Source organism: Kitasatospora sp. NPDC057904 (assembly GCF_042887925.1).
In the GTDB taxonomy this organism is placed as follows: Bacteria; Actinomycetota; Actinomycetes; order Streptomycetales; family Streptomycetaceae; genus Kitasatospora.
The window spans coordinates 49,637-70,956 of sequence record NZ_JBHVOL010000038.1 but is presented as its reverse complement, the minus strand read 5'-3'; the positions used below and the strand labels follow the sequence as shown (position 1 = coordinate 70,956).

16 protein-coding genes and 1 rRNA gene are annotated in these 21,320 nt (G+C 74.1%); 13 read left to right on the top strand and 4 right to left on the bottom strand.

Annotated elements, in window-relative coordinates; genetic code table 11:
* The 9 genes from rrf to ACFVSN_RS43000 all read left to right on the top strand — a co-directional run.
* Positions 1-83 (top strand): 5S ribosomal RNA (rrf, locus tag ACFVSN_RS43040); the annotation flags it as partial.
* Positions 84-328: 245 nt separating this feature from the next.
* Entirely contained in the window at positions 329-1,705 is a 1,377-nt protein-coding gene (locus ACFVSN_RS43035; protein ID WP_380508183.1) for a sensor histidine kinase, read from the top strand.
* Positions 1,657-2,322 (top strand): LuxR C-terminal-related transcriptional regulator, encoded by a 666-nt coding sequence (locus ACFVSN_RS43030; RefSeq protein WP_380445439.1) that lies wholly within the window; start codon positions 1,657-1,659, stop codon positions 2,320-2,322. The genes ACFVSN_RS43035 and ACFVSN_RS43030 overlap by 49 nt, the downstream gene beginning before the upstream one ends.
* A 201-nt stretch (positions 2,323-2,523) precedes the next feature.
* Positions 2,524-4,101, top strand: a complete 1,578-nt coding sequence (locus ACFVSN_RS43025) for a DUF2637 domain-containing protein (protein ID WP_387958956.1) — start codon at positions 2,524-2,526, stop codon at positions 4,099-4,101.
* A gap of 133 nt (positions 4,102-4,234) precedes the next feature.
* The gene (locus ACFVSN_RS43020) at positions 4,235-5,524 is read left to right on the top strand and encodes a DUF6986 family protein (RefSeq protein ID WP_380508177.1); all 1,290 of its coding nucleotides are present in this window, start codon (positions 4,235-4,237) and stop codon (positions 5,522-5,524) included.
* A 106-nt stretch (positions 5,525-5,630) separates the two neighbouring features.
* Entirely contained in the window at positions 5,631-6,287 is a 657-nt protein-coding gene (locus ACFVSN_RS43015; RefSeq protein WP_387958953.1) for a YigZ family protein, read from the top strand.
* A 369-nt stretch (positions 6,288-6,656) separates the two neighbouring features.
* Entirely contained in the window at positions 6,657-8,399 is a 1,743-nt protein-coding gene (locus tag ACFVSN_RS43010) for a hypothetical protein (protein ID WP_387958950.1), read from the top strand.
* A gap of 112 nt (positions 8,400-8,511) precedes the next feature.
* Positions 8,512-10,200, top strand: coding sequence for a restriction endonuclease (locus ACFVSN_RS43005; protein ID WP_380499385.1), 1,689 nt, complete (start codon positions 8,512-8,514; stop codon positions 10,198-10,200).
* Between the two features lie 304 nt (positions 10,201-10,504).
* A complete protein-coding gene (locus ACFVSN_RS43000) occupies positions 10,505-11,239 on the top strand; it encodes a ZIP family metal transporter (RefSeq protein WP_380445466.1) in 735 nt (244 codons plus the stop codon).
* Between the two features lie 19 nt (positions 11,240-11,258).
* Here the strand turns inward: ACFVSN_RS43000 and ACFVSN_RS42995 are convergent, their stop codons facing one another.
* A complete protein-coding gene (locus tag ACFVSN_RS42995) occupies positions 11,259-11,783 on the bottom strand; it encodes a MarR family winged helix-turn-helix transcriptional regulator (RefSeq protein WP_380499384.1) in 525 nt (174 codons plus the stop codon).
* A 190-nt stretch (positions 11,784-11,973) separates the two neighbouring features.
* On the opposite strand from ACFVSN_RS42995, the gene ACFVSN_RS42990 reads away from it, so the two are divergent.
* Positions 11,974-12,312, top strand: a complete 339-nt coding sequence (locus ACFVSN_RS42990; RefSeq protein WP_380445446.1) for a DUF2218 domain-containing protein — start codon at positions 11,974-11,976, stop codon at positions 12,310-12,312.
* Here ACFVSN_RS42990 and ACFVSN_RS42985 read toward each other — a convergent pair.
* Both ACFVSN_RS42985 and gabT read right to left on the bottom strand, forming a co-directional pair.
* Positions 12,309-13,199 carry a phosphatase PAP2 family protein gene (locus ACFVSN_RS42985; RefSeq protein ID WP_387958946.1) on the bottom strand — a complete coding sequence of 297 codons (891 nt, stop codon included), beginning with the start codon at positions 13,197-13,199 and terminating at the stop codon, positions 12,309-12,311. The two genes, ACFVSN_RS42990 and ACFVSN_RS42985, sit on opposite strands and share 4 nt — an antisense overlap.
* A gap of 261 nt (positions 13,200-13,460) precedes the next feature.
* Positions 13,461-14,801, bottom strand: coding sequence for a 4-aminobutyrate--2-oxoglutarate transaminase (gabT, locus tag ACFVSN_RS42980; protein WP_380508162.1), 1,341 nt, complete (start codon positions 14,799-14,801; stop codon positions 13,461-13,463).
* Between the two features lie 299 nt (positions 14,802-15,100).
* Between gabT and ACFVSN_RS42975 the strand changes: the two genes are divergently transcribed.
* The 3 genes from ACFVSN_RS42975 to ACFVSN_RS42965 all read left to right on the top strand — a co-directional run bounded on the left by ACFVSN_RS42975 (position 15,101) and on the right by ACFVSN_RS42965 (position 20,544).
* A complete protein-coding gene (locus ACFVSN_RS42975) occupies positions 15,101-17,146 on the top strand; it encodes an ATP-binding protein (protein WP_387958944.1) in 2,046 nt (681 codons plus the stop codon).
* 187 nt (positions 17,147-17,333) lie between these two features.
* Positions 17,334-18,899 carry a PucR family transcriptional regulator gene (locus ACFVSN_RS42970; RefSeq protein ID WP_380445450.1) on the top strand — a complete coding sequence of 522 codons (1,566 nt, stop codon included), beginning with the start codon at positions 17,334-17,336 and terminating at the stop codon, positions 18,897-18,899.
* 202 nt (positions 18,900-19,101) lie between these two features.
* On the top strand, positions 19,102-20,544 hold the full coding sequence (locus ACFVSN_RS42965; RefSeq protein ID WP_387958942.1) for an aldehyde dehydrogenase family protein: 1,443 nt from the start codon (positions 19,102-19,104) through the stop codon (positions 20,542-20,544).
* Between the two features lie 95 nt (positions 20,545-20,639).
* Here ACFVSN_RS42965 and ACFVSN_RS42960 read toward each other — a convergent pair whose 3' ends face one another.
* Complete coding sequence (locus ACFVSN_RS42960) at positions 20,640-21,308, bottom strand: NAD(P)H-binding protein (protein WP_387958939.1); 669 nt, start codon at positions 21,306-21,308, stop codon at positions 20,640-20,642.
* Positions 21,309-21,320 lie beyond the last annotated feature (12 nt).

The following is a 21,320-nucleotide window of genomic DNA, read 5'->3' as shown; positions in this document are numbered from 1 at the left end:
ACATTCCGAACCCGGAAGCTAAGCCTCACAGCGCCGATGGTACTGCAGGGGGGACCCTGTGGGAGAGTAGGACGCCGCCGAACAATCATTCAAGAAAAGCCCCTGATCCATTCGGATCAGGGGCTTTTCGCATTTTCGCTCGCGTTTCCGGTCGGTCCCGGGGATCCCCTCGTGGTGCATCCACCTGCAGGTGGTGCTAGGTCCACCCCGGAATTGGGGTGTCATGGCCAGTGTCGGTGGCGTCCGCTTCGTGAACACTGATGGTGGACGATCGAGACCGGCATCAGGAGCTTCCGTGACAACAACGAGTCGAACGAGCGGCGCGGGTGTGCGCGTTCAGGCGCAGGCGGCCCTGGAGTCGGGTGGCCAGGGGCTGGCTCGGCTGGGCCTCCTGGTGCTGGGTGCGGTGCCGGGGTTCGCCCTGCCCGTGCTGGCGGCCGTGCTGGCCGGCGTCGTGACGGCCCAGGTGATGGCGTACTACTACCCGGTTGCGCTGTTCGCCCTGGTGGCCGCGGCCCTCGCCGGCGGTACGGTGGCCGCGCTCTTCGTCCGCCCCACGGCGAACCGCACGCGCAGGCAGCTGGAGCGGTGGCACGGCATACGTCTGCCGGCCGTCTACGAGCCGATGCCGGCGCTGGAGCCGGACGAGCGCGGGCACTGGTGGACGGGCTACTCGTACCACCGCTCCCGGACGGTCGCGAAGTACGCGCAGCTGCTGCACTGGGGCTTCCGGGACCGGACCACCCGCGGCGAGATGGCCTGGCTGGTGGTGAATCCGCTGGCGGTACTGGCCCTGGCGGGTCCGCTGGCGGGTCTCATCCTCTTCAGTACGGCCTATGTGATCTCGGGTCCGAGGTCCTACGAGGGCATCGGGTTGGTGCGTCCGGTCCAGTTGTCGCTGGTGGTGAACTTCGGGCTCGGGCTGGGCATGGTGGCGCTCGCGGTGCTGCTGGCGCCGTTCGCGGTGCGCCTCCACGCCGAGCTGGCGCGGCGGGTGCTGGACCAGGACGGCCGGGCCACGCACGCCCAGCTGACCAAGCGGGTGGCCGAGTTGACCGAGACCCGGGCGGACGCGGTCGGCGACCAGGCGGCCGAGCTGCGGCGGATCGAGCGGGACCTGCACGACGGCGCGCAGGCGCGGCTGGTCGCGATCGGGATGACGCTCGGCACCATCGAGCACCTGATGGACACGGACCCGACGGCCGCCCGCGAGCTGCTGTCGGAGGCGCGGCAGTCCTCGGCCCGGGCGCTGCAGGAGCTCCGGGACCTCGTCCGCGGCATCCACCCGCCGGTCCTAGCCGAGCGCGGACTGGGCGACGCCGTCCGGGCGTTGGCGCTGGACAGCGCGCTGCCGACGGAGGTGTGCGTGAGCGTGCCGGACCGGCTGCCCGCCCCGGTGGAGGCTGCTGCCTACTTCAGCATCTGCGAGCTGCTGGCCAACGCGGCCAAGCACTCGCACGCGGAGCAGGTCTGGGTGGACATCCTCTACCGGGCCGGCTCGCTGCGGGTCACGGTGACGGACGACGGGGTCGGCGTGGCGGAGCCGGCGAAGGGGACGGGCCTGCGCGGCATCGAACGTCGATTGGGTACCTTCGACGGTGTCCTCGCCATCGACAGTACGTCCGGCGGTCCGACCACCATCACCTTGGAGCTGCCGTGCGAGTTGTCCTCGCCGAGGACCTCTACCTCCTTCGCGAAGGTCTGATCCGGCTGCTGGAAGCGCACGGCTTCACCATCGCCGCCGCCGTCGAGACCGGGCCCGAGCTCCTGGAGGCGTTGCTGACGCACCGGCCGGACGTGGCCGTGGTCGACGTCCGGCTGCCTCCGACGCTGACGGACGAGGGCTTGCAGGCGGCGCTCCAGGCCCGCCGGGAGATCACGGGACTCCCGGTCCTGGTGCTGTCGCAGCACGTCCAGCAGCTGTACGCGAGGGAGCTGTTGGCCGACGGCACGGGCGGGATCGGGTACCTCCTGAAGGACCGGGTCTTCAACGCCGACCAGTTCATCGACGCGGTCCGCCGGGTGGCGGCCGGCGGCACGGCGATGGACCCGGACGTCATCGCGAAGCTGATGCAGACCACGGCCCGTCGTCCGGGGCCGCTGCTGCGGCTGTCGCCGCGCGAGCGCGAGGTGCTGGAGCTGATGGCGGAGGGCTGCTCGAACTCGGCCATCGCCGCCCGGCTGACGGTGAGCGACGGCGCGGTGGCCAAGCACATCGCCAACATCTTTACCAAGCTCGAACTCGCCCCGGACGAGGACGCCAACCGCCGCGTCCTCGCGGTCCTGGCCTACCTCAACGGCACCGCCGGGCGGACGGCCTGACGCTCCGCCCGGTCCCGGGGCGGTCCGGGCGCGCCCTCCCCTGTGACGCTCCGGCCTGTGGAAACGCTGAAACGCGCGTACGAGTAAACTCCGGTGGGCCGAGCCCCGGAGGTAGGTCAGCCGTCCGGCGCCCCCGACCAGCGGGAACCGGCAGCGAGGCAGCGCACGGCAGCAGCCGAAATCCAGGGGTTGATAGACGTCATGGCACGCCCAACGCTCACCAAGGCCCACCGGGGCCTGCTCGGCATCGTCGCGGCCGGGGCCTGCATCATCTCGGGCATCGGCTTCGCGGGGTCGTACAACGCGGTGCGGGAACTGGCCTCCGAGAAGGGCTTCGGTGCCTTCTCCTACGCCTTCCCGATCGGCGTCGACGCCGGCATCGTCGTCCTCCTGGCGCTCGACCTGGTCCTGACCTGGCTGCGGATACCCTTCCCGCTGCTGCGGCAGACCGCCTGGGTGCTGACCGTCGCGACCATCGCCTTCAACGCCGCCGCCTCGTGGGGCGATCCGCTCGGCATGGGGATGCACGCCGTCATCCCGGTGCTGTTCGTCGTGGTCGTCGAGGCCTCCCGGCACGCGGTGGGCCGGATCGCGGCGATCACGGCGGACCGGCACATGGAGTCGGTGCGGATGATGCGCTGGCTGCTCTCCCCGGTGCCGACCTTCCGGCTCTGGCGGCGGATGAAGCTGTGGGAGCTGCGCTCGTACGACGAGGTCGTCCGGCTGGAGCAGAACCGGCTGGTCTACCGGGCGCAGCTGCGCTTCCGGTACGGGCGCGGCTGGCGCCGGTCGGCTCCGATCCAGGCGCTCCTGCCGCTGAAGCTCGCCAAGTACGGCGTGCCGCTGGACCCGTCGCTGCTCGACCGGCTGGACGACGAGGCCCGCGAGCGCGAGGCGAAGGAGGCCCTGGAGCTCCAGCCGCAGGAGCAGCGCGCCGCCGCGGCCATCGCCCCGGCCGGTCCGGAGGTTCCCCAGCAGCCCCAGCCGCAGCAGCCCCAGCAGCGCCAGGCCCAGCCGCATCCGTCTCAGCAGGCCCAGCAGGCCCAGCAGGTCCAGCAGATTCAACAGCCCGGTCCCGAGGCTCAGCCGCAGCTCCAAGCTCAGCCGCAGGAGGTCCCGGCGGCCGTCCCGCCGATGTCGGCCGAGGTGGCCGCGCCGATGCTCGCCAAGCTGGCCGCCGTCCGTCTGCGCGCGGCCCAGGAGCCGGAGGGCACGGAGGAGGTGGCCCCGCAGCCGCTGCGCGAGGAGCTCAACGTGTGGACGGCACGGCCGGTCCGCACCACCGGCGGCCACCAGGCCGACGCCAGCCCGGGCAGCCGCGTGCCCGGCCAGGCCTCCCCGTGGTTCAAGCCCCCGCGCCCGCTGGACGAGGAGTCGGCGCCCGGGGCCGCGCCGAAGCCCCAGGCCCAGGCCGGGACCCAGCACCCGGTGCAGCAGGGGCAGGACCCCGCACCCGCCCAGGAGCCCGTACAAGCCGAGCCCGTACTAGCCGAACTCGTCCAGGCCGCGCCCGCCGTGCGCGCCGAGGAGCGGGCCCCCGTCGAGGCCGCCGGCCCGCGTCCCGCTCCGGCCCGGCTCGACCCGGAGCTGGCCTTCGAGGCGCTGGTCTCGTACATCGACACCTTCGAGCACCACCCCGACCCGCAGCGCCTCGCCGACTGGCTGACCACGGAGTACGGCCTGACCGGCAACCGCCCGGACGGCTCGGTGCACCCCAAGGACGTCGCCGAGCTCTACCCGCAGCTGCGCGACCGCTACCAGGCCGCCGGGAGGGACTGACCGGGTGATCCGCGGCCGGACACCGCCGCGACCCCGCGTCCACCGCTCGGTCGGCCATTGACGCCCGACCCGGCCGGAGTTACCTTCGCCTCAACAATCTGTTGAAGCGCTGGTTCGGCACGGAGGAGTACGGATGTCGCAGGTCGAGGTCGACGGTAACGGGTCGACGAGCGGGGCCTCCTTCTCCGCCGCCGCCCTCGACGCCGTGGAGGCGCTGCTGGCCCCGGTCGACGCCGACCTGGCGCGCCGCTACCCGGGCGACTCCGGGACCAGGCAGCCGGTGCACACCGTCTACGTCCCGGCCGACGCCTTCGCCGCCGACACCGTCCGCTCGTGGGGCCGCCAGGCCCTCGAAGCGTTCGACACCCACGCCGGCACCCCGGCCGAGCTCGCCCGCGCCCTCGGCGTCGCCGACGGTGCCCTGCTCGCCGACGTGCACGCCCGCGTCCGCGCCAAGCTGGAGCGCGAGCCGATCGAGGACCTGCGGATCGACTTCGAGGACGGCTACGGCCCCCGCCCGGACGCCGAGGAGGACGCCGCCGCCGTCCGCGCCGCCGAACTCGTCGCGGCCGCCGTGGCGGACGGCAGCGCCCCGCCGTACATCGGCATCCGGATCAAGTGCATGGAGGCGCCGGTCCGCGCGCGCGGCATCCGCACCCTGGAGCTGTTCCTGGCCACCCTGCTCGCCGGGGGCGGGCTCCCGGTCGGCCTGGTCCTCACCCTGCCGAAGGTGACCTACGCCGCGCAGGTGACCGCGCTGGTGCGGCTGCTGGAGGACTTCGAGCGGCGCGCCGGGCTGCCGGCCGGCCGGATCGGCTTCGAGATCCAGATCGAGACCACCCAGGCGATCCTCGGCCCGGACGGCCGGGCCACCGTCGCCCTGATGATCGAGGCCGCCGAGGGCCGCGCCACCGGCCTGCACTACGGCACGTTCGACTACAGCGCCTCCTGCGGCGTCAGCGCGGCCTACCAGAGCATGGACCACCCGGTGGCCGACCACGCCAAGGCCGTCATGCAGGTGGCCGCGGCCGGCACCGGGGTCCGGCTCTCCGACGGCTCGACCAACGTCATCCCGACCGGCTCCACCGAGCAGGTCCACGCCGCCTGGAAGCTCCACCACGGCCTCGTCCGCCGCTCGCTGGCCCGCGCGTACTACCAGGGCTGGGACATGCACCCGGCGCACCTGCCGACCCGGTACGCCGCCGTGTACGCCTTCTACCGGGAGGGCCTGGAGGCCGCCTCCGCGCGGCTCGCCGCCTACGTCGCGAAGGCGGGCGGCGACGTGATGGACGAGCCGGCCACCGCCCGCGCGCTCAGCGGCTACGTGCTGCGCGGCCTGGACTGCGGTGCGGTCGACCCGGCCGAGGTCACCGCCCTGACCGGCCTGGACCGCGCCCAGCTGGACGCCCTCGCCGGCCGCTGACCGCCGCCCGCCCGTCCCCCGCGGCCGACTAGGCTGGCGGTGCCGCCCCGCACGCCGGGGGCGTGCGCTGCCAGCCTTCGCCGTCTTCCGGGAGAACCACCGCGCCATGTCCGCCACGCTGGAGCCGACCCCCAGGCCGTACCTCACCATCCGGCAGGCCGGCAGCCACGAGATCGAGATCAAGAAGTCCCGGTTCATCTGCCACCTCGCCCGGGTCACCGACGAGGAGCAGGCGCAGGCGTACATCGCGGGCGTCCGCAAGCAGTACTGGGACGCGCGGCACAACTGCACCGCCTTCGTGGTCGGCGACGAGCAGCGCCGCGAGCGCTCCAGCGACGACGGCGAGCCGGGCGGCACGGCCGGCGTGCCGATGCTGGAGGTGCTGCGCCGCCGCGGGCTGACCGACACGGTGGCCGTGGTGACCAGGTACTTCGGGGGGATCAAGCTCGGCGCGGGCGGGCTCGTCCGGGCGTACGGGAACGCGGTGTCGGAGGCGGTGGACGCGGTCGGGCTGCTGGAGCGGCGGCCGGTGGCACTGCTGGCCGTGACGGCGGACCACGTGCGGGCCGGGCGGGTGGAGAACGACCTGCGGGCGGCCGGGTACACCGTGAGCGACCTCGCCTACGAGGCGGCGGGGGTGCGGATCGAGGTCGGCGTGCCGGAGCCGGAGGTGCGGGCCTTCCACGCCTGGCTGGCCGAGGCGACCGGCGGTACCGCGGTGGCGGTCGCGGCCGGCCGCACGTACGTCGAGGTGCCGGTCTAGCCCCTGCGGCGCTGCGCCCGCTGCCGCCCCCGCCCCGCCGCAGGCCCCTGCGGCCTCCCGCGACGCCCCGAGGCCTTCCGCCGCCACGCACGGGCGCAGTCGGCCAACGTAGCCCATGGGGACGCGCCACGCCGGTCTTGCCTTGAACAGATTCACTCGAACGTATTCACGTGGCCCGGAGTTGGAACTTCCGCTCCGGGCCATGGCGTTTCCTGGGCAAGGATCCGGCCGAACCGGACGAAAACCATCGATGGAGGACACCAGACCCCACCACCGCACCACGGAGGTATGCGCATGACCTCGGATCGCTCCCCGTCGCCCGCCCGAGCCGACCTACCCGGCCCCAGGGGCCCCGCGACGCCCTACCGGATGACCGTCACCACGACGCTCCCGCACGCCGACGCCGTCTCGCTGGCCGACCAGCAGCTGGCCGACTGGCTGAAGCGGGAAGGCTGCGAGGACCCCCCGCCCGCAGCGAGCCCGCTCGAAGCGAGCCCGTACGCCGTGGACCCGCCCGTCACGGGCCCCTCCACCGCGGATTCCCCCGCGGGCCCGCAGGTCGAGCGCCTCCGCCTGGGCGACCGCGTCCTGCTCGACCGCGACCACGGCCCGCTGCGCGGCGGCCCCGCCACCGGCCACTACTCGCGCCGCCGCCTGCGCACCCCGGCCCCCCACGGGACGCAGCAGCTCACCCTGACCATCGCGACGGCCGCCGCGGGCCCGACCTGGGTCCGGCTGGAGGCCGAGACGCACACCACCGGCAGCGGCCTGCGGACGCCGTGCCGGGTGCCGGTGCCCGAGCTCGCCCGCAGCCTGCTGCCGCTGCTGGACGCCACCGACGGTCCGGCCGCCGTCCAGCTCGCGCCCCGGGTGATCACCGCCGCCGAGGTCGACGACCTGATCGACGAGCTGTGCGACCCGGAGCGCCGGCTGCCCACGGTCGTCGCCAGCGTCCCGGTCAACGTCCCGGTCGACGGGTGGACGGAGTCCGTCGTCCGTCCGCTCTGCCAGCAGCTGCCCGGCCTCGCCACGGCCTACGTCCTGGATCCGGGGGCGCGCACCGGGTTCAACGTCGCGCTGGAGTACCACACCGTCTACGGCGGCGCCGTCCGCACCTACCTTCCCGAGGTCGACCCGGCCTCCCGGTACGACGGCGCCCGGCACCCGGTGCTCGCCCGGGGCCGAATAGAGCAGGACGTCCGCCGCGCCGCCGGCCTGCTCGCCCGGGAGCCGCGCCGGCTCGCCGCCGAACTGCCGCTGCCGCCCGTGCTCGCGGCCGTCCCGGTGCTGCGGATCCCCCCGTCGCAGCCCCGCCCGGACGCCGCGTCCTGCGCCGATCCGGCCGCCGCCCGCGCCGAGCTGGCCGCGCTCGCCCGCGAGGAGCAGCAGGATCGCGCCGAACAGCAGGCCAGGGCGGACGAGTTGGAGCGCGTACGGCGCACGCTGCGTCGCGCACGCCGCACCCGGCCGGGCCGGGCGCACGCCGCACCCGGCCGCCTCTGCGCTCCGTCCACCGCTCCGGTCGTCGGCCCGGTCGTCGGCACGCTCGCAGGCCCGTTCGTCGGCGCGCCCGGGGTCCCGCGCACCGCGGTCCTGCCGGATCCGGCCGCGGGGCCGGACGACAACCCGGACACCTTCACCGAACTCCTGTCCCGGCTGGGCGAGTTCCCGCTGCTCACCTTCACCGGGGACCAGAAGTCCGCGCTCGCCCTGGACGAGCTCCAGTGCGCCGGTGCCGGCTGGGCCCGCCTCGCCTGGGACGGGCTGACGGCTCTCCAGGAGTACGCCGAGGCGGCCGTCCGCGGCGAGGCCGGCGGCGACTTCAAGCAGTGGTGCGAGCACACACCGGACGGCTGCCACCGCTTCCCGCCCCGCAAGGCGGTCCGCGGCGAGTCCCGGACGGTGCACAGCCACACCAAGTGGAAGCGCGAGCGGATGCTGCCGGTGCCGGAGTGCGTCGACGCCTCCCGGCGCGCGTTCATGGGCGCGCACCTGCGGATCGGCGGCGGGCGCACCGCACCCCGGCTGCACTACCTCGACGACTGCTCGGGCAGTGGCCGGATCTATGTCGGCTACATCGGCCTCCACCTGACCAACACCCGGACCAACTGAGAGGCTTGGCTGACCACCCGCGCCCGTTCGGTGGACAATGTCCGCAGGGGCGGGCCGCGGGGTCGCCGGTCGCCCCGCGCAGGCGCCGACGAGCATGGGGGAACGACGACCGATGCAGTACTCAGCAGACGGCCAGTCCGAAGGCGCCGCCACCACCCGGTTCCCCCAGCCGGGTTTCCTCGCCTCGGTCTTCCGCGACCTCGGCGTGGACCCGGGCTCCGACCCGACCGCGCCCGGGGAACCGGCCGGGCCCGCCGACGGCGACGGCGCGACCGGCCCCGCCGGCAGCAGCACCGGCACCACCGGCGGCCGGCAGACTCCCGGTGACGGCCCGTCCGCCGACGAGGAGTCGGTCGCCGCCCACGGCCGCGCCGCCGCCCTCACCCACCACCGCACCCTCACCGTCCAGGCCGAGCACGACCGCCTGGCCGACCTGCTCCGGCGGGCCGCGCTGCCCGTCTCGGCCATGGACTTCGAGAGCCAGCTACGCCACTACGAGCCCCGCCCCTACCCGGCCGCCGGCCCGGACGCCACCGAACCCGAGCCCCGCTGGGAGGACTTCGCCCCCGCCGAACCGCCCACCGCCGACCCCGACGCCGCGCCGACCCGCCGCCTGCTCGACTCCGGCTACCAGCGCGAGCTGGCCCAGGCCCGGCTGACCCACCAGCGCGCCCTGCGGCAGTGGCGCACCCGCCGGGCCGAGGCCGGCGACCCGGCCGCCGACGAGTCCCGGCGGGTCCACGAGGAGGCCGAGGCGGCCCGGGCCCGCGCGGTGCGCGAGTACAACGAGAGCCTGGAGGAGTGCCGCCGGGCCTACCGGCTGGCCGAGCCCGCCGCGGTGGAGTCGCTGCTGGAGCGGGCCCTCGCCGCCGCCGAGACCGCCACCCAGGACCTGCCCGCCCCCTGCCGGGCGGTCTTCCGACCGCTCACCCGCACCGCGGTGCTGGACCTCGACCTGCCGCCGCTCGACCTGGTCCCCTCCCTGACCGGTTACCGGCTCGCCCCCGACGGCGACATCCACCCGGTCCCGCGCCCGCCGGCCGACCGGGCCACCGACTACCTGCGGCTGGTCGCCCGGCTCGCCCTGCGCGCCCTCCAGGCGGCCGACGCCGTCGACACCGAGGAGATACTCGAGGGCGTCGTCCTCAACGGCTGGCTGCGCGAGCCCGGCGGAGCCGGACCGCTCTGCCTGGTCAGCGTGGACGCCGACCGCGACGCGCTGGCCCGCACCAGGCTGCTCCCGGCCGCCGCCCCCTACGAGGAGCGCGACGGCGAGGGCGTCTACGCCGACGCCGAGCAGGACGAGGCGCTGGTGCGGCTGCGCCAGCTCGGCGCCGCCGTCACCCCGGACCCCTACGCGAGGGCGGGCGTCGAGCCCGCCGCGCTGGCCGGTGCCACCGTGCCGGCCGCGCCCGACCTGTCCGCCAACGAGTTCGCCCAGCTGGTCCGCGACCTGCTCACCCGCGGCGGCCTGGCCGAGTGGAGCGTGCGGCTGCGCGGCCCGGCCGGGCTGGTCGCGACCGGCGAGGGCGCCCCCGGCAGCGCGCTGCCGGGCCGCTGGGTCGTCTGGGCCTCCCGCGGCGCCGCGGAGGTCGCGGCGGAGGAGATCCGTACGCTCGCCGAGGCCGTCGGCGAGGAGTCCGCCGAGCGCGGCCTGCGGCTGACCACCGGCCGCTTCACCGACGAGGCCCTCGACCTGACCGCCGAGGAGAGCCACCGTCACATCCACCTGGTCGACGGCGACGGCGTCCGCGAACTCGCCATGACCCACCTCGGGCTGCCGCTCGCCACCGGTCGCTGACCGGCCCCGGGCCCGCCCCTCCACCCCCCACCAGCCCGTTCGTCCCCGCGGGCTCACCCCGACGGCCCCTCCGGCGGGCGTGCCGCCACCCCCGGCCCGAGGCTGGGGAACGAGCCCCGGCCGGGCCGGGCACCCCGGGCGAGAGCCGCCGGTCGCCCGTCCGGTACGGTCGGCGGTCGACCCGATGTCGGGCGCAACCCTGGGGGAGACGGATGGGCAGAGCGGCCCGCAGAGCACTTGACGGACCGGCACGGGCGGAGGCCGCCCGGTGACCGCCGTCCTCGTCGCCGCCGGCGCGTTCCTGATGACGCTGATCGGCGGCTTCGTCGCCCAGCGCACCGGTGACCGGCGCCACCTGGTACTCGGCTTCGCGGCCGGACTGATGCTCGGCGTCGTCGTCTTCGACCTGCTGCCCGAGGCCCTGCGCCAGGCGCCCGGCGAGGTGCACGGCGTGCCGCAGGCACTGCTGATGTTCGCCGGCGGCTTCCTCGCCATCCACGTGGTCGAGCGCGCGGTCGCCATCCACCGCGGCCACGAGGGCGAGTACGCCGAGCACACCCACGGCCACCACCACGCGCACGGGGACCCCCAGCCGTCCGGGCGCCAGGGCATCGGCCTGAGCGCCGCCCTGGCCCTCGTCGGGCACAGCGTGATGGACGGCTTCGCGATCGGCGCCGCCTTCCAGGCCGGCACCACGGTCGGCACGGTCGTCGCCATCGCCGTCGTCGCGCACGACTTCGCCGACGGCTTCAACACGTACACGATCACCCGGCTCTACGGGAACAACCGGCGCCGCGCGCTGACCCTGCTCGCGGCGGACGCGATCGCCCCGGTCTCGGGCGCCGCGATCACGCTCGCCTTCACCATCCCCGAGCACCTGCTCGGCCTCTACCTGGGCTTCTTCTCCGGCTTCCTGCTCTACCTGGCGACCTCCGACATCCTCCCGGAGGCCCACAGCCCGCACCCGTCCCGCAACACCCTGCTCTGCACGCTCGCCGGGGTGGGCTTCATGTGGCTGGTGATCGGCTTCGCCAACTAGGCGGTGTCCCGGGGGCGGATCAGCGGCCCGCGTACCGCGTCTCGGCGGCGCGCAGCACGCGCAGAACCGCGTCCTGGTCGGCCGGGCTGACCTCGCCGAAGTACTCCTGCGCCACCTCGTGCCGGACCAGCCCGATCCGCTCGACCGCGGCGCGGCCCGCCTCGGTCAGCAGGATCCGCACGGCCCGCCGGTCGGCCGGGTCCGGGCTGCGCTCGACCAGGCCGGCCTCCTCCAGGGCGTCCACCACCGTGGTGGCCGAGCGCGGGGCGATGTGCAGCCGGTCGGCGAGGTCGCTCAGCCGCATCGCGCGGTCCGGCACCTCGCAGCCGGGCGCGTGCGCGAGCGTGCGCAGCGCCCGGGCCTGGCCGGGGGTGATGCCGTAGGGCTCCAGCCGCTCGCTGGTGCGGCGCCGGATCCGCTTGATCGCCCGGGTCATCGCGTCCGCCAGCTCGGCGGCGGTGTCCGCCGGGCCTGCCGGGCCTGCCGGTCCCGTCGGGGGAGTGGGGGAGGAGTGCGCCGGGTCGTCGGTCGGCGTGGTGGTCATGGGCGGTCTCCTCGGCAGGCGTCCGCCCAAGCGTATCGGCCGGTCCGCGGCCCGCGACCGGCGGCGGACGGGCGTTCCGGGCGCGTGTGGACGACTCTCCCGGAAATATGTTGAGCCAAGCTCAGTATCTGGGTTAGCGTAGCCGTAAGTGAGGGTGCCCTAAGTGCCCTCCTCTGAACCTGGAGGGCCCGTGCCCCGCTCCGAAGCCCGCGTCGCCACCGACCGCCCCGCCCGCTACGCCAAGCAGCTCGCCGCCCACATGGGCCGCAAGATCGAGGCCGCCTTCTCCGAGGAGACCGGCCGCGGCACCCTGACCTTCGGCGCCGGCACCGCCACCCTGGAGGCGCAGCCGGACGCCCTGCTGCTCGTCGTCGAGGGCGAGCGCGAGAACCTCCCCGGCCTGGAGGACGTCGTCGGCCGCCACCTCGTCCGGTTCGGTGCGCGCGACGAACTCGTCGTCGAGTGGCACCGCGACAACGGCGAGGCCGGCCTCGTCCACCGCAACGACGAGGACCCGAAGGACGTCTAGGCCGGATCCGCCGGACCGGGCCGGGGAAGCCGACGGGCGAGCGCCCACAGCACCAGGACCGCCAGGCACCAGCTGGCCAGCACGTCCAGCACCCAGTGGAAGTCGCTCCACACCAGCCCCGCGCCGACCCCGGCCGCCAGCAGCACCGCCGCCGCCCGCAGCCTGCGCGCGACGCGCACCCCGGTCGTCCGGGCGAGCAGCAGCACCGCGACCCCGTACGACAGCGTCGCCGTGGCGGTGTGCCCCGACGGGTACCAGCCCCACTGGCCCGGCAGCAGCGGACCGCCGAGCGGACCCGGCCGGGCGAACGCGGCCTTGGCCGGGACCACCAGCAGCGGGATCAGCCCCGCCGTGAGCGCCGCCACCGGCAGTGGCAGCCACCAGAGGTCCTTCCCTGCCCGGCGCGAGCGCCACGCGGCGAGCCCGCCCCCGGCCAACAGGGCCGGGATCGCGGGCACGGTGCCGCCCAGGTCCGCCAGGCCGTGGCCGACGCGGTTCAGGAACGGGCTGTCCAGGGCGTGATGGGCCGTCGCGACACCGTGCTCGACCCACCGGTCCAGCCCGAGCACCGGCCCGTCCGCCGCCACCTGCCACGACACCAGCACCAGCAGGACCACCGCGACGAGCGGCACCAGCGGTGAGGCCGCCGCCCGGCCCAGGACGCCGAACAGCCGCCCCGGAGCAGGGGGGAGAGCTCCGGGGCGGCTTGGATGATCGCCGTTCCGTGCGCCCCGGGGGGTGTGGGTCGGACGGTCGGTCGATCGGCCTTCGGTATGCGCCGTCCCGTGCGGGGCGGCCTGGTTGTCCTCGCGGTCGTCCGGGTGCGGACCCGCCTCGAACGGCGGCTCCGCGGACGGCTCCGCCAATGGCTGGGGCTCGCTGTCCATCTGCGATGACACTACGTCAACGGTCCTTCCACGCCGAGCGCCTTCAGTGATTCCGCACATCATCTTCACCGCCCACCGGGCAACCCTTCGACCCTGTGAACGACCGGTCCGCGCTTCTCCATGAGGAAGCCTCATCCGGGGCGCCGCCATGCGGAAACCGAACGGCCCGCGGAGACCTGGTGCAGGTCCCCGCGGGCCGTTCAGCGCTGTCCGGACAACCCTCCGGCGGGGGGTACGTCGCCCGGTGGGGCGCTCACCGCGTCAGACGCCGGCGAACGCGCCCTCCAGGATGTCCAGGCCCTCGTTCAGGAGGTGCTCCGGGATGACCAGCGGCGGCAGGAAGCGCAGCACGTTGCCGTAGGTGCCGGCAGTCAGGACCACCAGGCCCTCGGCGTGGCAGGCCTTGGCGATCGCCGCGGTGGCCTCGGCGTTCGGCTCCTTGCCGCCCGCCTTCACCAGCTCGATGGCGATCATGGCGCCGCGGCCGCGGACCTCGCCGATGATGTCGTACTTCTCCTGCATCGCCCGCAGGCGGCCCAGCATGACCTCGCCGATCCGCTGCGCCTTGCCGTTGAGGTCCTGCTCCTTCATGGTCTCGATGGCGCCCAGCGCGGCGGCGCAGGCCACCGGGTTGCCGCCGTAGGTGCCGCCCAGGCCACCCGCGTGCGCGGCGTCCATGATCTCGGCGCGACCGGTCACCGCGGCCAGCGGCAGACCGCCGGCGATGCCCTTCGCGGTGGTGATCAGGTCCGGGACGACGCCCTCGTCCTCGCACGCGAACCACTGGCCGGTGCGGCAGAAGCCGGTCTGGATCTCGTCGGCGACGAACACGATGCCGTTCGCCTTCGCGTACTCCACGATCGCCGGCAGGAAGCCCTTGGCCGGCTCGATGAAGCCGCCCTCGCCCTGGATCGGCTCGATGATGATCGCGGCGACGTTCTCCGCGCCGATCTGCTTGTTGATCACGTCGATCGCCTGCGCGGCGGCCTCGGCGGCGCAGTTCTCCGCGCCGGTCAGCCAGCGGTACGGGTAGGCCACCGGCACGCGGTAGATCTCCGGGGCGAACGGGCCGAAGCCCTGCTTGTACGGCATGTTCTTCGCCGTCAGGCCCATGGTGAGGTTGGTGCGGCCGTGGTAGCCGTGGTCGAACACCACGACGGCGGTGCGCTTGGTGTAGGCGCGGGCGATCTTCACCGCGTTCTCGACCGCCTCGGCGCCCGAGTTGAACAGCGCGGTGCGCTTGTCGTGGTCGCCCGGGGTCAGCTCGTTCAGCTGCTCGGCGACCGCCACGTAGCCCTCGTACGGGGTCACCATGAAACAGGTGTGCGTGAACGCGGCCAGCTGCTCGCTCGCCTTCGCCACCACGGCCTCGGCGCTGTTGCCGACATTGGTCACGGCGATGCCGGAACCGAAGTCGATCAGCGAGTTGCCGTCCACGTCCTCCAGCACGCCGCCGTTGGCGCGGGACACGTACACCGGCAGGGTCGTGCCGACACCCGCGGCCACCGCGCCCAGCTTGCGGGCCTGCAGCTCCTGCGACTTCGGACCGGGGATCGCGGTGACCAGGCGGCGCTCCTGCGGGAGCGGCGTTGCGGCGCTCATGGGGTTCTCCAGACTTCTAGGCTCGGTGCTTCGCAGGCTACGGCCGCCCCCGGGGACCGGGCATGCGCCACTCGGTAGCACTGCGCCGTCCGACTTGTCCGGCACGGCCAGCGCGGGTGGCACGACTACCCGCAGGCCCCGCTCCACTACATTGAGCGCGGGCGTGTCGCCGGTACGGCGGCATGGGTATGGCGGCACCGACGGCGGTCGGGCCGGGCGGGCGAGGGAGCGGGGCCGTACACATGGCACAGGACGGGGCACACCACCACGGCGACCGCACCACCACACCCCCACCCCCCATGCCCCACCAGCGCCCCGGCGCGTCCCAGGCGGGGTCCTTCGACCTTTCAGCCTGGGTGGCGATCCCCCGGCCGGAGGCGGCGCCGGGTATCTACCGCCAGGGGCACGAGCTGATCGACGCTACCCAGGCCGAAGAGGCGAAGGTGCCCACTGGGCAACTTCTGTGGCGGGCATTGCTGAATCTCGTCGCCACCTTTGCGACGTACTACATCGGTACGTTCGTTCTCATGTGGGTGACCGGGACGTTGTTCGGCTGGTTCGCCGGGACAACGCCGGAACAGTTCAACGTCGTCCAGATACTCATCAATCTGGTGACCATCAGTTGTGCCGCGGCCGTGTTCTGGCGGACTGGGCGGTGGCGGGAAGTCTGGCGACGGTTCCTCAGCCCGGCGGGCTGGCGTAGGAACGTTGCGCCTGTGCTTGCTCTTGCAGTCACGCACGAGGGCCCAGCTCTGGCGAGATCGGCAGACGAAGCCGCGGTGGTTCCCGCTGCCGACCCATGGATCGCGCAGCGTCTGGGCGGAGCGTCGGCCGCGGCCGCCAGGCTGGACCGCTTGTCCGTCGGCGATGTCGACTACGTACGGATCCAGCGTGCTTGGGAGTCGGCGCAAGCGGATGCCGTGTTCGTCCCGGCATTTGTCGACCAGGTAATGGCGAGGGGTGGTGCGGCCTTCGCACACCCGTCGGAGAGCCGTGACCTCCTGATTCGAAAGGGGCGGCACGACCTGTTGCTGCAGCAGGTCCGTCTAGGAACCACACAGGACGTGGTGAAGAATCCGCAGACCCACAGGGCCACCGGGTTTGCACTCGACCCCACGCTGCTCGGGACTTCCCTCCTGGCCGTGGGCCCAGCGGGTACCGGCAAGACAGCCCGTTTGGCGAGGCCGATCACCGAGGCACTGTGCCTTCAGACGCTCGCTGGTACGGCGTGCACAGTGGTGATCGGCGCAGCGGAGTCCGACCTCGGACCAGACTCCTGGTACGACGTGGTGATCGCACCGGGCGAGCCGGGTACGGCTTACGGGCTGGACCTGTACGGGGCGACCCAGGATCCCGACGAGGCAGCTGCCCGGCTGGCCGAGGCGCTTCTCCCGGATGAGTTGACCGCTCGTGCGGAGAGCGCTCGAACGACGCTCCAGCAGGTGGTCGGTCCGTTCAAGACGGCTTACGGGCGATACCCCGGGGTGCGCGAGTTGCGATCCCTGCTCGCCGGCGAGCCCGACATTCTGGATCCATTGGTGAAGGCGCTTCGCGAGTCCGGGCAGTTGGCGCTCTACGAGCGGGATCTGGACCATCGGCAGCGACAGCAGGGGCGTGCGGATGACCCGGGCGTGCTGCTGGCGGACCGGCTGGGCCTGCTCGACCGTCCGGCATTCGAGGGGGCGTTCGCCACCGATGGCACGGGACGGATGCCGTTTGCGATGCGTGTTCTGGACCATCCGTTGAGGGTGCGGGTGAAGCTGCCGGAGCGGAGCCACCCGGAGGCGGCCCGGATTCTCTCCCGACTGGTGGTGGGGCAGTTCGTCGTAGCCGCTGCCGCGCGCGTGGACCGTTCGCTCTTTGCCGGGCTGGTGGTGGACGATGCTTCCGCCGCGCTGGACGCCAACACGATCCGGGGCCTGCAACGGATGCGCGGGGCCAACGCTGGCGCCGTGTTGCTGCTTCGTACGTTGATGGATCTGCCCGAGGCGTTGCGGACCCAGCTGTTCGGAGCGGTTGGATGCCGGATGGTCTTTCCTGGTATCGCCCCTTGGGACGGGAAGTTCTTCTCCGAGGCGTGGGGCACCCATGTCGTCCACGAGACCGAAGTGACGCACACCCCCGACACCTCCGGTGGGGTGGTGCGGCGGGCCGGGCGGTTGGGGCGGAAGGCGTTGTCGGGGACGACGGCGCAGACGGAGTCGGTGACGACGCGGGATGTGGAGCGGTTGCGGTGGTCGCCGTCGGATCTGGCGCACGCGTTGCCGGCGGGGCACGCGGTGGTGTCGTTGACGGCGGTGTCGGGGGAGCAGGTTCCGCCGCTCCTGGTCGACCTCCGAGGGTGAGGCGGGGATGAGCCGGGGGTGAGCCGGGACTGAGGGCGGACGGGCGGCAGAAGTCGCCTCCGAGGTGGATTCGGCAGTGCCGGTTGTCCGGAGCGTCCATAATGAAGGGGAGAGCCCCTCACCAGATCCACTGCCCTCTCCTCGCCCGGCCGCAACGGCGCGGTCGGGTCGTTCCCCCGAAGGTGCCATGCCTCCCACACTCGCCTCCGTCGTCCGCAACAGTTCGCTCCACCTGACGGTCCTCGCCGGTGCGGACCACTTGGAGCGGCCGGTCCGCTGGGTGCACACCAGTGAGCTGGACGACCCGACGCCCTTCCTGGAGGGTGGCGAGCTGCTGCTCACCACCGGGATCAAGCTGGGCCGCACGGCCGCGCAGTTGCAGGCGTACGTGCACCGGCTGGCCGATGCCGGGGTGGTGGGGCTCGGGCTGGGGGTGGGGCTGTCGCACACGGAGGTGCCGCAGCCGCTGGTGGAGGCGGCGGCGCAGCGCGGGCTGCCGTTGTTGCGGGTGCCGGAGCCGACGCCGTTCATCGCGATCAGCAAGGTGGTGTCGGCGGCGCTGGCCGCGGAGCAGTACGAGGCGGTGACGACGAGCTTCGAGGCGCAGGAGGAGCTGACCCGGGCTGCGCTCGGCAAGGACGGGACGACGGCCGTGGTGCGTCGGCTGGCGGCGCGGCTGGGGGGCTGGGCGGCGCTGTACGACGGGTCGGGCGCGCTGTCGGTGGTGGCGCCGGACTGGGCGGCGCGCCGGGCGGGGCGGCTGGCGGCGGAGGTGGACCGGCTGCGGCGGCGTCCGGCGCCGTCGAGTGCGGCGCTGCAGGGGCGGTCGCCGGGGATAGACACGGCGGACGAGGACTACGTGGTGGTCCAGTCGCTGGGGGCGGACCGGCGGGCCCGGGGCTTCCTGGCGGTCGGGACCGAGGACCGGATCACGCCGACCGAGCGGTACGTGCTGAACGCGGCGGTGGCGCTGCTGACCCTCACCCTGGAGCGCTCGCGCGAGCTGCGGCAGGCGGAGGAGCGGATGGGCGCGGCGCTGCTGCGGATGGTGCTGGCGGGCGAGGTGGCGACGGCCCGGCAGGTGGCGGTGGGGCTGTTCGGCGGGCTGCCGGAGGGGACGATACGGGTCCTGGTGGCCGGGGCCGGGCCGAACGCGGACGCCGTGGACGCGCTGGTCGAGCTGGGGGACCGGGCGGAGCAGGCGGGGTCCCGGGTGGGCGAGAAGCTGCTGGTCGCGCGGGAGGACGGGACGCACGGGCCGCGGCTGATGGTGCTGGCGCTGGACAACGGCGCGGTGCACCGGGCCTGCCTGGGTGTCGTCGAGGAGCACGAGGGCCTGTCGCTGGGCGTCTCGGCGCCTGCCGTGCTGGAGGAGGCGGGCACGGCGCACGCGCAGGCCGAGCGGGCGCTGGCGGTGGCGCTGCGCGGTGGCCGGCGCTCGGTGGACCACGAGGAGGTCGGTGCGGGGTCGCTGCTGCCGCTGCTGGGCGAGGACGCGGTGACGGCGTTCGCGGAGGGGCTGTTGCGGCCGCTGCGCGACCACGACCGGACGGCCCGCGGTGACCTGGTGGCCTCGCTGCGGGCGTGGCTGTCCCGGCACGGGCAGTGGGACGCGGCGGCGGCCGACCTGGGCGTGCACCGGCACACCCTGCGGTACCGGATGCGCCGGGTCGAGGAGCTGCTCGGGCGTTCGCTGGACGACACGGACGTCCGCATGGAGCTGTGGCTGGCGCTGCGCTCCGGCGAGGAGTGACGGGCGACGAGGCGGCGGGCGAGGAGTAGCGGGCGAAGAGGCGGCGGCGCCGGGCCCGCGTCGAACGTCTGGACGGGATGGAGTGCCCCCCGGGCCGAACGCTCCTCGGCGGCCAATCCGGTTGTCGCGTCCGCCCACCTACCCTCGGGTTCGGGCTCATGTTCGTGGGTCCGACGACGACGAGGAGAGGGCCGGTACCACGGTGACCACCACGTACGATTTCTGGCTCGCCGGCCGCCGGGCGAGCGGTGACGCCGACTTCGAGGTGCGCAACAGCTGGGACGGCCGTCTGGTCGGCCGGGTGAGCGTCCCGACCGAGGCCCAGGTCGACGAGGCGCTGGACGCCGCCGTCGCGGCCCTGCCGGTGTTCGCCGCCACCCCGGCGCACGTGCGCGCCGCCGCGCTGGACCACGTGGCCAAGCGGCTGGCCGAGCGCACCGAGGAGATCGCCCGGCTGATCACCGCCGAGAACGGCAAGCCGATCAAGTGGGCCCGCGGCGAGGTCGGCCGCGCCGTCTCCGTCTTCCGCTGGGCCGCCGAGGAGGCCCGCCGCACCAACGGCGAGACGATGCGGCTGGACACCGACCCGGGCGGCGTGGGCCGCTTCGCGCTGGTGCGCCGCTTCCCGCGTGGCGTGGTGCTCGGCATCGCCCCGTTCAACTTCCCGCTGAACCTGGTCGCCCACAAGGTCGCCCCGGCGATCGCGGTCGGTGCCCCGATCATCCTGAAGCCGGCCCCGGCGACCCCGCTGTCGGCGATGGTGCTGGGCGAGATCCTGGCCGAGACCGACCTGCCGGCCGGTTCGTGGAGCATCCTGACGGTGCCCAACGACCGCATGCCCGCGCTGGTGCAGGACGGGCGCCTGCCGGTGATCTCCTTCACCGGGTCGGACAAGGTCGGCTACCAGATCATGGACTCGGTGCCGCGCAAGCACTGCACCCTGGAGCTGGGCGGCAACGCCGCGGCCGTGGTGCTCGCCGACTGGTCCTCGGACGCCGACCTGGACTGGGCGGCGACCCGGATCGCGACGTTCGCCAACTACCAGGGCGGCCAGTCCTGCATCTCGGTGCAGCGGGTGATCGCCGACGCGTCGGTGTACGACGCGCTGGTGGAGAAGGTCGTCGCCAAGGTGCGGGCCCAGGTCACCGGCGACCCGAAAGAGGACGCGACGGACGTCGGCCCGCTGGTGGACGAGAACGCCGCGAAGCGCGTGGAGTCCTGGGTGGACGACGCGGTGGCCAAGGGCGCCAAGGTGCTGACCGGCGGGACGCGCGAGGGCGCGACCTACGCCCCGACCGTGCTGGCGGACCTGCCGGGTGACGCGATCCTGGCCGAGGCCGAGGTGTTCGGCCCGGTCATGTCGCTGCACCGGGTGGACGGCACCGACGAGGCGTTCGCCGCCGTCAACGACTCGCCGTTCGGCCTGCAGGCGGGCGTGTTCACGCACGACCTGCAGACCGCCTTCCGTGCCCACCGGGAGCTGGAGGTCGGCGGTGTCATCATCGGCGACGCGCCGTCCTACCGTGCCGACCAGATGCCGTACGGCGGCGTCAAGGACTCGGGCGTCGGCCGCGAGGGCGTCAAGTACGCGATGGACGACTACACCGTCGAGAAGGTCATGGTCCTGACGGGCCTCGACCTGTAAGCCGTGTAAGTCCTGCAAGTCCTGTGAGCGAGGACGGCGGACGTGCGGAGGGCCCGGTTCGGTCGAACCGGGCCCTCCGCACGTCCGGGGGCGGGTCAGCCGTCGTGTCCGCCGGCGGCGGCCACGGCCTCGGCGACCGTGGCGTTGCCGGCGACGAGTTCGAGGGTCTGCCCGGCGGTGCCGGGTTCGCGCAGCAGGGCGGCGAGGACGGCGGCCACGTCGGCCCGGTCCACCGCGCCGCGCCCGGTCCCGGGGGCGAGCCGGACCAGGCCGGTGCCGGGGCCGTCGGTGAGCCGGCCGGGGCGCAGCACCGTCCAGTCGAGGGTGGTGCGGGCCCGGACGGCGTCGTCGGCGGCGCCCTTGGCGCGCAGGTAGGTCTCGAAGACCTCGTCGGCGGGGTGGTGGGCGTGGGCGTCGGCGCCCATGGAGGAGACCATGAGGTAGCGGCGGACGCCGGCGAGTTCGGCCGCGTCGGCGAGCAGCACGGCGGCGTCGCGGTCGACGGTGTTCTTGCGCTCGGCGCCGCTGCCCGGTCCGGCGCCGGCGGCGAAGACCACGGCGTCGGCGCCGTCGAGCAGGGCGGCGAGCTGCGGGGCGGTGGCGGCCTCCAGGTCGAGCAGCAGCGGCTCGGCGCCGGCGGCCACGAGGTCCTGGGCCTGTTCGGGGCGGCGGATGATCCCGGCCGGGCGGTCGCCGCGGGCGGCGAGCAGCCGTTCGAGGGCGAGCGCGATCTGTCCGTGGCCCCCGGCGATGACGGTACGCATGGCTCCGACGGT